The organism is Spirosoma flavus, assembly GCF_054778555.1.
Genome location: NZ_BAAGZL010000004.1, coordinates 297,772 through 312,342, shown reverse-complemented (window position 1 = coordinate 312,342; position 14,571 = coordinate 297,772). Strand labels below are relative to the sequence as shown.

14 protein-coding genes and 1 pseudogene are annotated in these 14,571 nt (G+C 45.2%); 5 read left to right on the top strand and 10 right to left on the bottom strand.

The features are described from left to right. Positions 1–46: 46 nt before the first annotated feature. The gene (locus ACYVF1_RS21670) at positions 47–1,261 is read right to left on the bottom strand and encodes a tetratricopeptide repeat protein (protein WP_461082768.1); all 1,215 of its coding nucleotides are present in this window, start codon (positions 1,259–1,261) and stop codon (positions 47–49) included. A gap of 131 nt (positions 1,262–1,392) precedes the next feature. On the opposite strand from ACYVF1_RS21670, the gene hpt reads away from it, so the two are divergent. Next, entirely contained in the window at positions 1,393–1,923 is a 531-nt protein-coding gene (hpt, locus tag ACYVF1_RS21665) for a hypoxanthine phosphoribosyltransferase (RefSeq protein WP_461082766.1), read from the top strand. A 94-nt stretch (positions 1,924–2,017) separates the two neighbouring features. Here hpt and ACYVF1_RS21660 read toward each other — a convergent pair whose 3' ends face one another. Continuing rightward, entirely contained in the window at positions 2,018–3,238 is a 1,221-nt protein-coding gene (locus tag ACYVF1_RS21660) for an NADH-quinone oxidoreductase subunit D (protein WP_461082764.1), read from the bottom strand. Positions 3,239–3,432: 194 nt separating this feature from the next. Here ACYVF1_RS21660 and rpmG point away from each other — a divergent pair, with 194 nt between their 5' ends. The 4 genes from rpmG to ACYVF1_RS21640 all read left to right on the top strand — a co-directional run bounded on the left by rpmG (position 3,433) and on the right by ACYVF1_RS21640 (position 5,488). Beyond that, complete coding sequence (gene rpmG, locus ACYVF1_RS21655) at positions 3,433–3,618, top strand: 50S ribosomal protein L33 (RefSeq protein WP_111346404.1); 186 nt, start codon at positions 3,433–3,435, stop codon at positions 3,616–3,618. 83 nt (positions 3,619–3,701) lie between these two features. Next, a complete protein-coding gene (locus ACYVF1_RS21650; RefSeq protein ID WP_461082762.1) occupies positions 3,702–3,857 on the top strand; it encodes a DUF4295 domain-containing protein in 156 nt (51 codons plus the stop codon). Between the two features lie 182 nt (positions 3,858–4,039). Further along, positions 4,040–5,005 (top strand): signal recognition particle-docking protein FtsY, encoded by a 966-nt coding sequence (ftsY, locus tag ACYVF1_RS21645; RefSeq protein ID WP_461082760.1) that lies wholly within the window; start codon positions 4,040–4,042, stop codon positions 5,003–5,005. A gap of 102 nt (positions 5,006–5,107) precedes the next feature. Next, entirely contained in the window at positions 5,108–5,488 is a 381-nt protein-coding gene (locus ACYVF1_RS21640) for a hypothetical protein (protein WP_461082758.1), read from the top strand. A gap of 33 nt (positions 5,489–5,521) precedes the next feature. Here ACYVF1_RS21640 and ACYVF1_RS21635 read toward each other — a convergent pair whose 3' ends face one another. From ACYVF1_RS21635 to ACYVF1_RS21600, 8 genes and pseudogenes are all read right to left on the bottom strand, one after another. After that, positions 5,522–6,262, bottom strand: a complete 741-nt coding sequence (locus tag ACYVF1_RS21635) for a glycosyltransferase family 2 protein (protein WP_461082756.1) — start codon at positions 6,260–6,262, stop codon at positions 5,522–5,524. Between the two features lie 246 nt (positions 6,263–6,508). After that, positions 6,509–7,615 (bottom strand): glycosyltransferase family 4 protein, encoded by a 1,107-nt coding sequence (locus tag ACYVF1_RS21630; RefSeq protein WP_461082754.1) that lies wholly within the window; start codon positions 7,613–7,615, stop codon positions 6,509–6,511. 5 nt (positions 7,616–7,620) lie between these two features. After that, positions 7,621–8,514: a hypothetical protein gene (locus tag ACYVF1_RS21625; RefSeq protein WP_461082752.1), complete on the bottom strand. Its 894-nt coding sequence runs from the start codon at positions 8,512–8,514 to the stop codon at positions 7,621–7,623. Positions 8,515–8,525: 11 nt separating this feature from the next. Continuing rightward, positions 8,526–9,890: an oligosaccharide flippase family protein gene (locus ACYVF1_RS21620; protein WP_461082750.1), complete on the bottom strand. Its 1,365-nt coding sequence runs from the start codon at positions 9,888–9,890 to the stop codon at positions 8,526–8,528. Positions 9,891–9,894: 4 nt separating this feature from the next. Further along, positions 9,895–10,869 (bottom strand): GDP-mannose 4,6-dehydratase, encoded by a 975-nt coding sequence (locus tag ACYVF1_RS21615; protein ID WP_461082748.1) that lies wholly within the window; start codon positions 10,867–10,869, stop codon positions 9,895–9,897. Between the two features lie 4 nt (positions 10,870–10,873). Then, positions 10,874–11,710 carry a lipopolysaccharide biosynthesis protein gene (locus tag ACYVF1_RS21610; RefSeq protein ID WP_461083582.1) on the bottom strand — a complete coding sequence of 279 codons (837 nt, stop codon included), beginning with the start codon at positions 11,708–11,710 and terminating at the stop codon, positions 10,874–10,876. An 18-nt stretch (positions 11,711–11,728) separates the two neighbouring features. Then, positions 11,729–11,956 (bottom strand): annotated as a pseudogene (locus ACYVF1_RS21605) (Wzz/FepE/Etk N-terminal domain-containing protein); the annotation flags it as partial. A 21-nt stretch (positions 11,957–11,977) separates the two neighbouring features. Next, positions 11,978–14,386, bottom strand: a complete 2,409-nt coding sequence (locus ACYVF1_RS21600) for an SLBB domain-containing protein (RefSeq protein ID WP_461082746.1) — start codon at positions 14,384–14,386, stop codon at positions 11,978–11,980. Between the last annotated feature and the right edge of the window lie 185 nt (positions 14,387–14,571).

The window sequence follows — 14,571 nt, the reverse complement described above, 5'->3', positions numbered from 1 at the left end:
TCGATGACGATTTATACATCATATATCCTACCTCATATATAAAAACTTATTTTCGCTTCCGGCGCTCTTCCCTCCTAGCCTTTTTAGCGTCGTCCAGCGCCTTTTTAGCTTCTTTATACTGACTGGATTTCCGCTCGGCCTTATCCATCACTTCCTTAAAATACGTCTGGGCCAGATCATAATCTTTCTCATCCGTAGCGATTTTGGCTAGTCCTAACACCGACGACCAATAATAGCCAGCATTGGTTGAATTTGTCTGTTTGGCAAAGTCAATCGCTTTTTGGTAATAGATTTTTGCCTCCGAGCTATTCTTGTAAAAGTTATGATTGATGTAGGCAAGAATATAGGCCGCCGTACGTCCGCTTACAGCCTCATAGCCAGACTGACTACGTTCAATTTTGCTCATCATATCTTTACAGATACGTTCGGCTTCGTTCAGTTTTCCTACGACAAAAGCCGATCGGGCATAGTAACGTTCGAAAAACGGATTGTCGGGATACTGCTCGTGCATGTATTTCGACATCTCGAAAGCTTTATCATACTGATTCTCCATGCTGTAAATCTGAATCAGGAAATAGCGGGCTTCCACGCGGGTATAAAACGCCGTGTTGGCCGTTTTCTCTAATTCTTTGATACCAGACGCTTTATTTCCCTTCGGAAAAAACATCAGGATCGGTTTCAGCAACGGATAATTTTCGGGTATCCATTGGGCGTAGTAGTCATACATACCGTCGCCAAAAAGTAACTCTGGACTGAAATCGGCATTGCCCTTGCATTTTTCAAAATATTTCAGCGCGTTTTTCCCCGCAAAAGTCGCTTTTGTCCATTTCTTACGTTCGGAATACAGCCGACTTTTGAAGGCGTATGCTCCAGCCAGAAAAAAGGCCGGTTCCAGCTTATTATCGCTATCGTCGTACATTTTCTCGGCCAACGTAATGGTCGTGTCCATAAGCGCCAGACAGCGGTCGTCGTAATCTGTTACGTCGGTATTTGGCACAATTTTCCACCATTCGGCCAGGCCCATCAGAAAATAGGGCATGGGGTGCTTTGGGTACCTCACACGTAACCACCGAAACTCCTTATCGGCATCGTAAAACTTATAGTTGTACATCAGATTGATGGCTTCTGCCGACTCAATCTGAACGCCGGGATGTTTTAGTAATCCGTCGTATTTTTTATCAAACGCCGACGGGTCATAGAGCTGAGCCTGCGCCAAAGCTGCCAGTCCCAATAGCCACGCCGTCAACAAGATTGTTTTCATTCCGTCTAGTTATCGTTATTGGTATATCAACGTATTTGAGCCTCAGTACGTTTGAAATTCTGCATTTTTCCGATGTTTTTTTGCCCAAACGTTTTCCGGCAACGTATCTTTGCCGCCCTGCATACATCGCTATGATAACTATCAACGATAAAACGTTTGTTCCGTTTATTGAAGCCGACGCTATTCAAGCACGGATTCAGGAATTGGCTGAACAAATTAATCAGGAATACGCCGACAAGAAGCCTTTGCTGGTTGTAGTGCTCAACGGGGCCTTTTTGTTTGCCGCTGATTTAATGAAACGACTGACCGTCCCCTGCGAAATCACATTTCTTCGGGTTTCTTCGTATCAGGGCACTGAGTCGACCGGGCAGCTCAAGCAAGTTCTGGGCCTTAATGAGTCCGTTGAAGGTCGTGATTTGATCGTTGTCGAAGATATTGTTGACACAGGCCGCACCCTTTACGACCTCTGCGACCAGTTGCAGGCGCAGGGACCTGCATCACTGGCTATTGCTACGTTACTCTTCAAACCTGAAGCGCTACAAAAGCCACTCGATCTACACTACGTTGGCTTTTCGATTCAGAATCGATTTGTCTTAGGCTATGGCCTGGATTACGACGGACTAGGTCGTAATACGCCCAATATCTTGGTGCTGGAAGATTAAGAGCAGTATTTAAAGAGTGAAAGTGTGAATGAGCGAAAACCATCTGGTAGCATTCGCTCTTTCGCTCATTCACACTTTCACTCTTTGAATTACCTTACCTGTCAACTTCTCCCATCACTACGTCGATAGAGCCAATTACGGCAACTAAATCGGCCAGCATTGCACCTTTGGTTATTTCGCCAATAACCGACAGGTTATGAAAGCAGCAGGATCGCGCTTTGCAACGTACTGGTACGTCAGATCGGCCATCGGTTCGGAAGAAAAAGCCTAATTCACCTTTTGCACTTTCAGCACGTGCATAAAAATCCATCGCTTTCGGCCGGATCTTCTTGGGAACTACGGCCTGAGGATCATAGTCACGGGTTCGTTTATGATCTCCCAGTAACTGGTCGAGACATTGTTCAATGATACGTATCGATTCATAACACTCCAGTACCCGGACGTAGTTGCGATCCCAACAATCACCGACGGCACCCATTTTGCCTTCACCAATTGGTATGTCAAAGTCCAGTTCAGGATAAACTGAGTAGCCATCAACCCGGCGCAGGTCGTAACGTAGCCCCGAACCACGTAGCATCGGCCCAGTGCATCCGTAGTTAATAGCTACGTCCAGTGGCAATACGCCAACATTAGCGGTACGTTTCACAAAAATTTCATTCTCGATGACCAGTTGCTGCAACTCCAGCAGCTTGGGTCTTAGATACGTAACAAACTCCCGACATCGCTCTTCGAACCCAATCGGCAGGTCATAAAAAAGTCCGCCTACCCAGATATAATTATACAGCATTCGGGCTCCAGTTAGCCATTCGAGCATCCGCTGAATATGTTCGCGATCGCGCATGAGCCACAGAAAAGGCGTGTAGGCACCAATATCGAGCGCATACGTACCGATGCCTACAAAGTGAGCGGCAATTCGATTTAGCTCAGCCACGAGCACGCGTATATATTCAGTACGTTTTGGAATATCGTTTTGAATACCCAGCATCTTTTCTACGCCCATCACAAAGGCGTGTTCGGAATTCATAGCGGCCAGATAATCAAGCCGATCCACAAACGGGATAGTCTGATTGAACGGGAGCGACTGAGCGTGTTTTTCAAAACAGCGATGCAGATAACCAACATGCGGCACTACGTCGACAATGATTTCGCCATCGGTAACCACTTCAAGACGTAACACACCATGTGTCGATGGGTGCTGCGGCCCCATGCTCAGAATCATTTCGCCCTCAGCCAGTGTTTCAGGCCTACGTAAATTTGGTTCCGACGCTCGAAAATGGCCGGGAGCGTATTCGTATTGAATGGATTGTGTAGCCATTATTGGGCATAGACAGCTAAAAGCTGTTTGATTCATTAGTTACCAAAGGTCGAAATCTAAAGCCCGAATGCCAAATACTACAAGAATTTCTGCTCTAACCAGCTACAAATCATTACTTTTTATAAATCAACTCTTGACGAAATCAAAGGCATTTCGTACCTTTGCGCTCCTTATCGAGAAAACAGACTTCAGCAATGGCAAAGAAAGGCGCCAATAGAATCCAGGTTATTCTGGAATGCACCGAGCAGAAAGACAGCGGTGTACCCGGCATGTCCCGGTATATTACGACGAAAAACCGGAAAAATACCCCGGCTCGTATTGAACGGAAGAAGTACAATCCGTTCCTGAAAAAAGTAACGGTACATAAAGAAATTAAATAAAATGTCATTAGTTGATAGCCGCTAGTCGTCAGAGTTTGACGATGTACTAACGACTGTTGACTAACTGCTAACGACAAAAGACCATGGCAAAAAAGGTAGTTGCAACCCTGAAAACGAAGGATAACGGTAAGGCATTTGCCAAGATCATCAAAGCCGTAAAGTCGCCTAAAACGGGCGCGTATACCTTCAAAGAAGAAATGGTACCGATTGATGATGTTCAGAATGCGTTGAAATCGTAGGCTGTTCAGATCTATCTTATCCGTACAATCATAAAAAAAGTCCCACAGCCTTAATTGGCTTCGTGGGACTTTTTTTGTTATAGCTTTGTTGCAATTAGTCGACAGTCGATAGATAAAGGTTGTCAATTTCCTATAATTGATCGCTAATGACTCTCGACTAATGACTATTCACTATCAGCATTATGGCTTTATTTGGTTTTTTCTCGAAAGAAAAAAAAGAAACGCTCGACAAGGGCCTGGAAAAAACAAAAGACAGTTTTTTCTCTAAACTTGGACGGGCTGTTGTTGGTAAATCGACCGTTGACGAAGAAGTACTCGACGAAGTAGAAAATGTCCTGATTTCGTCGGATGTAGGAGTAGAAACAACGGTTAAAATTATCCGACGTATTGAAGAGCGTGTCGCTCGTGATAAATACATGGGTACGGACGAGTTAGACCGTATTCTGCGGGAGGAAATTGCCGCTTTGCTGTCTGACAAATCGGATATAAATGGCACGTCGGATAAAGACGATTTTGCGTTACCTGCTAACAAAAAACCCTATGTTATTATGGTGGTTGGGGTGAATGGCGTCGGTAAAACAACGACCATTGGCAAATTAGCGGCTCAATTTCATAAACGGGGTAAGCAGGTTGTTCTCGGCGCAGGCGATACGTTCCGTGCTGCCGCCGTCGACCAGTTAAAACTCTGGGGCGACCGAGTTGGCGTGCCGGTCATTTCGCACGGCATGAACACCGATCCGTCGGCCGTTGCCTTCGACGCAGTTAAAAAAGCGACGGATATGGGCGCCGACGTAGTGATTATTGATACTGCCGGGCGATTACATACGAAGGTGAATTTGATGAATGAGTTGACAAAAATTAAGCGCGTCATGCAGAAAATCACCCCAGATGCACCCCATGAGGTTCTTTTGGTGCTTGATGGCTCAACTGGTCAGAATGCGTTTATACAGGCAACGGAATTCACCAAAGCGACAGAAGTATCGGCACTGGCAATAACCAAACTAGATGGCACGGCCAAAGGCGGGGTGGTCATTGGCATTTCTGATCAGTTCAAAATTCCAGTAAAATACATCGGCGTTGGCGAGAAAATCGACGATTTGCAAACGTTCAATAAGATGGAGTTTGTGGATTCGTTCTTCAAGAAATAAGACTGTTACTTCTGCATGAATTACGTAATGCCTGGTTTAGCGCTTGCTGTCTTCACTACGTTGGCTTGCTCTCAGCAACCTCACAGTTCAACTGACGTCAAGATGAAGCAGGGCATTTGCGGTACGGTGATCGTTAAACAGGGCAATCAAATGCCTAGTCCTGACGCGAAAAGCCCGGAAGCGCAACCAGCCCAGCGCGAAGTTCTGATTTTCCCGCTGCTAAATATCAATTCGGTGGATGCGGGGGATAATGGTTTTATAAATTCAGTACGTAGCGCTAAGCCCGTAAAGACCATTCATTCTGATAAAGATGGGAAATTTTGCCTTGCTTTGCCGATTGGAAAATATTCATTGCTGATACGTGAGCCAAAAGGATTGTATGCCAATTTATATGACTCTCAGAATAATATTTTTCCAATACGTATCGAAAAAAATCGCCAGATTAACGTAACAGTTGAGATCACGCATCAGGCTGTATTTTAAAGAACTTAAACAGATTTGCTACGTATCAACTGATTATTTTATAAGTTTTATCAATTGTCTTTTTAGATTAACTCTAGTTCTAAAGTACAGGTAATACGTATCCAGTAATTTACTTAGCAGCCCATTCAAAGCTCTATTCTTTATATACTTTCCTCTTAATGAATTCGTCTCTTTACTAGAAAGTGTGCTACTAGCTCCCGTTGATCCGCAAACAGAAATTATATAGGGAACATAGACAGACTGATGCTTTTCCAGATATATTTTTAGCGTTAATTCGTAGTCTCCGTTGATCTTATAATGTGTATCATACCTAAATCCATCAAATAATCTGCGATGATAAAAGGCACTCTGATGGTGAAGCGTATTTTCTAATAGCGTCCATGAATTAATACGGGAAAGGTACTCATACCCGTTATCGTAGATTACTTTACCATAAACAGCGGTTAATTTATCGGCAAGCAAGGGGGCAACCTTTTCAAGGATACCTTCTGTCAGCGTATCATCAGCGCCCAGAAAAAAAAGCCAATCGCCAGAGGCACGATCAACTCCCTTGTTCATGGCGTCATAAATTCCGGTATCTGGTTCGCTAATCCAACCGGCCAATTCGTGTTCATGACGGCGAATAATATCCAGCGATCCATCAGTACTGCCACCATCGATGATCCAGTATTCAAAAAGGCCTTTCTGCTGATTCACAACGCTTTGAATAGTGGCTTCTAACGTTGACTGAGCATTATAAACGACCGTGATAATTGAAATTAATGGGTTAGTCACAAGTTTAAGAGTTCTCAACAACCGTTCGGCGTTGACACTTATGTTTCAGCAAATTGGATCTATAATGGTCGAATACAGCAGCCGTTTGGTTTGAACAACTCTGCTGCTTTCTATCAAATATTCTAACACCCCAATAAAAGTGCTAATTATTGTTCATTCAATTGTGTAAGCCCCAATTTGTTCGTCACTATGTTCCTGATAAGCATTTATACTGATTGAGCGACTGCGAAGTTACCCTTTTTCGGCCTACGTACCTAAACAGCGCTCATACACTTGGATCGTCTCACGCACAGTACGCTCCCAGGAAAAATCGAGTAGTCGTTCACGGCCTAGGTCTACGAGTTGGCCACGTAGAGTGGAGTCGGTTATAATTCGCTGAAGAGCATCGTGTATGGATGTTTCGTTTGCAGGATCAAAATAAATGGCTGCGTTGCCAGCTACTTCTGGTAAAGAACTTGTATTGCTTAATACACAAGGACAATTGCAAGCAAAGGCTTCAAGTATAGGGATTCCAAATCCCTCGTATAATGAAGGGAATACGAATGCCAAAGCCGATTGATAGAAACGCTGCAACACCGTATCCGACGTAATGGGCTGTTGTGTTACGTAGGCTGTCAGGTCAAGTTGTTTTATCAATTCCTGCTCGGTTGCCGTGAATGGCCCGCCCCCGGCACAAATTAGTTTTAGGGAATTTGTCCGCAAAACCGGGGCCGCTGCGCGTAGAAATCGGATGAAATTTTTGTAGTGATCGCGGTTGCCTACGAATAACAGATAAGGGTCGCCCTGTCGGGGCGACGTTACATGGCTAACGGCCAACGAACTGCCGAGATGAATCACGTCAATTTTATCGGGCGTTACGTTCAGTATTTCGACAATATCGTTCTTCGTGTGTTGTGAAATAGCAATAATACGGGCAGCTTTTTGTGCTACTATTCTCTTACGTTCGATAACTGATGGATCACTCTTCAGCTCACTAAACTCACTGCTGAGTTTTTCGAAAATCATATCGTAAAATGTTATTACGAATGGCTTTTCTTTATTAACAGTTAAGAAATAAGGATCGTAATACGTTGCGTGCAACAGGTCGTATGCCTGATTACGTATCAACAACTTACTGTAAAGTTGATTGAGTCGATATAGAAGGGATCGTTTAAGCGAAAAGTCAACAGCCGGGAAAAACGAACGTACCCCCAACCCAGCCTCGTGCACGTGTACATTATTGGAAAACAGGGCAGATAAAGAAGCGTGCTGACCAGCCGTTTGATTGATACCTTTGATAAGCTCGACGTTATACCGAGAAATCCCACCAAAATCCTGTAATGAAAAGGTCTGGTGGTCAAACAAAATACGCATATAAATTAAATCGTCTCGGTAAGGCCAGTCCGCGTGTTAATAACCGGCAAGCCTTTGATTTCTTTCAATCGCTCGGCTTCGTTAGCGAACGTCAACTGACCCTGCGGATTCCGGCCCTCCCGAAACCGGGCTTTTACATACCCTTCCTGAGGACGTAACGCTTTCAGCGGCCCTAATCGCTCATTTTTAACAAAGTAGGCGTTATTGCCTGTTTGATTACACCCAATAAACGAGTAGCCTTTTTGCTCGGCCAGGTCGCAGAGCGCGGGCAGCGAAGCACCAAAATACAGAGCTGAATAATGGGCGTTTATCCGGGTGAAGTCGGTTTTATATGGAATGGAAATGGCTCGCTCTGAACCGAACAGACTGTTATACTCTGCGATTACGATATCGGCCTCAACTGCAGTAATAGCCTGCCATACCCAGTAATCGTTACCGTCGATATCTACACTAAGCAAGCCAATGCGCCCCGTAAATCCGTTACGTTCCAGAATTTGATTAATATTTTCGACGGTAATAAACGACTGAACCGCCGTTAGATCATACCGCCAATAGATGGAATCGTTCTGAATGTAGGCAATATGAGCAGGCGAACCGTCGATAACCAGCCCCCGCCAGTTGTTATGCATCAGTAAAAACCGAGTATTAGATTCCTCATAGTTTTCGACGCCAAATTCAACGAACGTATCGACCGACAGATCTAGCTTATGCATGAGGTACTGAATAATGCCATCGTCACCCGCCTGAGAAAATACCTTGAATTCAGCATCTCTCATCGACTCGGCTGTGCGGATATTCCTAGCAAGTAGTGTTCCGATCAGCAGTCGAGTGTCATCGGCTTGGGTTCGAATGCGTTTTAACTCATAAAACGCTTCCTTCGCTTTATCAATCCATTTCATGTATTCCTGCCTTAGCTATCCCAGATACCGTGGGCGTTACCATTGATTAATTTTTTTGCCTGAATTGTTCCTGTTACGGTAGCGGGCAGCAAAGATAAGCAGGTTGCCAGCACAACACCAGCACTGCCAAAATTTAATGTCTGACCGAAATAAACTGCCATCGGAACATTGATAAGGGCGGCTATAATAGAGCAGAATAGCTGTAATTTAACTTTACCCAGCCCGTTGATGACTGCTACTGTTGTATTATTCCAGCAGGTAATGATTACGCCGATCCCCAGCACTAAACTAACTGAAAACGGTACGGTTACCCGATCACCTATCCAAACCGAATACACGAATTCGGAGATGATAATCATACCTATTACGCCTACAAAAAAGAGCAGCCAGATTTTTTGAAGATACGAATACGTTCGTTTCATCCAATCTGTATCTTTTTTTACCGAAGCCTCTGTAAAGGCCGACCAGTAGGGGGTGATTATGATGGAAAACAACGTAGTAACGGCGTTGAAATAGCGGAACGCTACATTATAAACCGTTACTTCTGCTGGCCCAAATAACTGACTAATGATTAGATTATCGGTGTAAAAAAGCACAATGACCGCAATCTGGATCATAAAGAATTTGTAACCCAACGATAGCAAACTTCGAGCATACTTTGGGTGAGCTAACCGTAGTGCAGGTCGATATACCCGAAGCCGCGTCTGATAGAGTACAAGGCTGCTTATCAGAAGCACTATGATTGGACTTAAGGTCGTTACTAACGCCAAATACGTGAGGTTACCATTTGTCAATTTGGTTAAGGCATAGGTTCCAATTAGCGTAAGAACACTGAATGTAAGGTTCAGCAGACCCGCACGCCCGGATTCCTGAATGGCAAATAAAACGTATGACAAGATGTCGAGAACTAGTTTAATGGCAATGGCCACCGCCGTCAGTAACACTACTGTCTGAAGCTCCTCATTATCAATAGTAGAGTTCAATACGCGCTGCCACGGCACGTAGCGAAAAACAAGCAGGAACAGACAAATGAATGTAAGCTGCATGGCCCCGAAAATCAGGTAAGCGGTGCTTACATATGTTCGAGCGAGTACGTTGTCCTGTCTAGAAACAGCCTCCGCCAGTTTATTACGGAGGCCGTTGCCAATACCAATATCAAACAGGGTAATCATCGTTACGACTGAACTAATGGTCAGCCAAGTACCATATTTATCCTTGGAGAGATAATCAATCGTCAGCGGCACCAGTAGTAGCGATATTAATAAGCCACCTCCTTTCACCAACACACCCAAAAGCGTGTTTAACTGGGCTTTGCGAGTGCGCGGATGAATGTTACGCATCCGCTCTCGAATCTGACTAATGGGTATAACCGTCATACATTTACTGCACTGGTACCTTCTTGTTGCTCATTTGGTCTTCAACCATCATTCTCCCCACATCTTCCATGCTGTAACGGGCCTCCCAATTCAACTGGCTCTTAGCCTTAATTGGGTTAGCGTATCCTTCTGCAATGTCTGTTGGGCGAAAAAAAGAAGGATCAGTTCGGACATGTTGCTGCCAGTCAAGGCCAACTGTCTCAAAAACGATTTCTATAAAACCACTTAATTTATTTGTTTTACCAGTCGCAATAACGTAATCATCTGCCTGCTCCTGTTGCAACATCAACCACATAGCCTCCACATACTCAGGAGCCCAGCCCCAGTCACGAGCGATATCGATATTGCCCAATGAAAGAGTTTCCTGGCTTCCATTAGCGATACGGCAGGCAGCCGCCACAATCTTCTGGGTTACAAACCTTTCGGGACGTAGCGGTGATTCATGGTTAAACAAAATACCTGTACTTGCATGAAGCTGATAAGCCTCCCGGTAATTAGCGACCTGCCAGAAAGCAGCAGCTTTAGCTACTCCATAGGGGCTGCGAGGACGAAACGGCGTTTGCTCGTCGGCGGGCACATTTCCTGTGTCGCCAAAACATTCGCTTGAGCCTGCGTTGTAGAAACGGATGGGCAATCGGGTAAATCGAATTGCCTCCAATAAGTTCAACGTACCAGCACTAATGCTTTCGAGGGTCTCTACAGGCTGCTCAAATGACAAACTTACAGAGCTTTGGCCTGCCAGATTATAAATTTCATCGGGCTTGGTACGTTGTAGCGTTTGAAGTACAGATCGAAAATCATTTATGCTAATAGAAACCCGTTTTACATCGTCGTAAATACCAAGTCGCTTCAGGTTGGTAAACGTAGACATCTGTGCATCGCGAGATCCACCATAAACAGTATAGCCTTTGTCCAACAAAAGTTTAGCAAGGTAAGCGCCATCCTGGCCAGATACACCACATATTAATGCTTTCTTCACAGAGTCATTTATCTAAATGAACGATCACCTGCTTCCCTCCATAAAACAGGATGGCTAAAAATAGCCCTGCAAACGCAAAGCCTAAAATTATCACACTCCGTTTAGGAGCACTTTTTTTTAACGGCACCCGGGCAGGTTCCAGCAGTTTAAACACTGGCGCATCTTCGGCGACCTTAATTTTGGCTTGTTCAAGCTGTTTGGACAGATCTCCAAAGACACCCTGAGCCAGTAAGTAATCGGCTTGTAAGCGCTGTTCCTCAATTTTAGCCGTGTTTAAATAAAGGCTCCTGTTCTGGTCACGAAATTTAGATAGTGCAAATTCCGCAAGCTGATACCTGCTTCTTGCTTCGGTCAGCCTGCTCTCTAAAAATACAACCTGACTCCTGGCCTTTTCCGTCCTATATCCCGAAATGTAATCCGTTAGGTAATCCAGTGACAGTTTAGCGACGGTAGCCGCCACAACCGGGTCTGTCCACGTAGCAGTTACCTGTATTTTACCTGTTTTTTTGTCGTATGTACCTAGCACAGATTCATGCACTGCCAAAACAAGATTCTCCTGCTTTTTTGTAATCAAGAGTGGTTTGTTCTTTGTATTGGGAGCAGCAACCAGCACTTTATCTGCATCTTCAGTGGAGCTAAACAGGCGTCCCAGCCACGAGGGCTTATTCTCCTCATTAATAAACTGTTCCAGCGAAGTTTCTTTCCCTAAAAGCTCCGAATAAACGGGCTGCTTCAGCAGGTGAAGCGCAAAAGGTACGCTTTGTAATACGTCCGGATATACATCTGGGCGAATGGCGTCGGTTCCAGCCGTTGCCCCCGAACCTATATCAATACCAGCCAATCCTGCCAGCGAGCTCAGGTTACTTAAGTTGCCCGTTTTCGTCTGAATTTCTGGTAATACAGTCGTTTGAGAGCTGTATACGTTCGGTTTCGAGAAAGCGTAAAATGCACCAATTATCAAACCGATTACCGCCCACAGAATTAACTTCAGACGATAACTTTTCAAAAAGTTTATGATGTCACTCAGCCGAAGTTCTAGTTCGTCTCCGTCACTATTTACTTTCTGATGACTTTCAGTAACTGACATGATAAAACTAATTACGTATGCTTATCGCAGGATTACATTGATAAGCGCAATAGACACAGTTGCCAAAAGCGACAAGATACCGATACGTTCAGCCGATGATAATCCACCACCATCAAGCGGTTTAAACGGAACAACAACAGTCGAACCTGGCTCAACTTTAGGCCGGGATTTAAAGAAAAGAAAGGTGTGTGTACGGTCTTTCCGACCGTTCGGGTAAATAATATAGGCTTTCGTTTTTCGGGCATTATCGGTAAAACCACCCGCTTCTGAAATATAGTCCTCAAAGTCATAGTCTGCTTTATAGCTTACTAATGACGGATTCAGAACGCCACCCTGCACGGATACAATTTCAGAACGGCGGGGTATGAACAGGGTATCGCCGTCATTTACCAATAAATTTTCTTCAACATTCGGGTTATCCAGAACGTAGCGTAAGTCGCTTCCAATTACCTGCCCCTGTCGTCGATATTGAGCCCCTGCCATGTAGGCACTGGGTTTTATTCCACCCGCTCGCTGGATAAGATCGCTGATACGTTCCTGTCGATTAGAAATCGCGTAATTACCCGGTTGCATCACTTCACCACTTACGTAAACCTGGCGCTGTATTTCGTAGTTGGGCGACGTTCTTACGTATACAATATCAAAAGGCTGCAATCGAAAACCGGTCGCATTTTCCAGCGAGCCTGTCGGAGATTCCAGGGGGCTTATTTCAAGATTGCGACTAACCGCAAATCGATACATTTCAAGAATTGTTGCCCGAACACCAGCCGAATCCTGTCGGATACGCCGGGCTACTTCGATCAAATTTGGCTTAGCTCCCTCTTCAAAACCACCCGCCTTGGCAATCAGATCGGCGACACTCATGTTAGCCACAAATTCAATCGTATCGGGCTTATTCACAGCGCCCTGAATCGTTACGTAGTACTCCTCGCGCAGGTCTCGGATGGACAGAATTGACAAACTGTCCTGACGCAGGAGCGGAATATCGGCAATCTGACCCGCCATTAATTTACCCAAGTCGAAAGATAAATTCTCCCGGTCCATATCAGGCCGTTCGCGGGTTATTGTAGCCCGGTTCATGAACGCATCCTTCCGCAACCCTTCGGCCCGACCAATAAGCTGACGTACTGTTTCTAAGCCTGGTTCAAGTGCATAATCGCCCGGTCGCATAACAGCTCCGCTGACCTGAATGCGGTTCTCATATCGGTCCAGAATTTTACCTACGAAGAATTTATCACCACGCTGAGGAGTGAACTGAGCAATCTGTTCTTCCGTAATATTGATGATACGTCGTTCGCGGCTGGTGTTACGTCGGAGCGTAATGGAAGCCCGGTACGCATCATCGCCAAATCCGCCGGCAAAACTTAATAATGTTTGCAGCGTTTCGCCAGGCAGCATCTCAAAAATGGCTGGACGACGTACCTGTCCGGTTAATTCCACGCGCGTATCATAATCGGCCACGCGAATAACATCCTGATCCTGTAAACGAATATTATCCCGCTGATCGGCTCGCAGAATGTAATCGTACAGGTCTATGGTTCTGATGACACGATTTCCTCGAATGACGTTTATTTTCCGAAACGAACCAGTTTCCGGATTAGGACCGCCCGCCAGATAAAGCGCGTTGAAAGCCGAGCCGAGCGATGAGATCGTATACGTACCGGGTCGGACTACCTCACCAACCAACGTAACACGGATGCTACGAATGTTGGTTAGTGTCACATTGGCACTCGTACCGCTGCCAGCACGGCCTAAGCCCTGGTAACCTCCCTGACGCAAGCGGTCGATGATACGTCGTTCAGCCTGTTCGATAGTCAGCCCACTTACAAAAATTGCCGGCAAATCGGGGACCTTAACTGTACCATCCGGACTAACTTTTAGCTGATATTCGCCGGTCGATGCCCCAGCAATATCAATTCTAATTTCGTCATCGGGTCCAACTACGTAGTTGCGAGGGGTAGCAATTCGCAAATTTGGTTCAAATGACAAATTGGCATTTTCAAACAAGGAAGCCCCAAATACGCGCAATTTTCGGCTCGTGTCTTTGCGAGCTATGTTTGACGAATCCGGTCGGCTGGATAAATCGTCAGGCAACGTCCGACCTGTTGTTTTAGGGTCAACCGAAGTAAGGTTCTGGGGGCGAGACGATTTAGTACGTAAGTCACGAATACGTCGGCGCATTTTCGCAATATCGTCCAGCGTATATCCCTGTGACATAGCGGCTTGTTCTATCTGCGCTTCACTAAGACCACTAGCTTGTGCCCGCTTGTAAAAGTTTTCCACCTCTTCATCGCTTAGCTGATCTACCCGAGAACGTGGCACCTGTGCAGAAACCTGATACGACCCTAGTAGCAATACGAATAGCAAAAAAACGGCTTGGTAATGACTAATATGGTGGAGAAAACGTGACAATTTGTCTTTAGTGTGCATGAATAATGGCTCTTGGGCCAAAATTTGAACTGCAAAAATAAAATTTTGAGATGCAAAAGTAACGGATTCCTGTCAAAACATTATCCCTTTCTGATTGAAGGGGATACCTGTCGGAACGGATTTACCTTGTAGTCCCGTTGTAAAGCACTAAATTTGTGAGAAAAACAGTCTTTCTTGCCAACTCA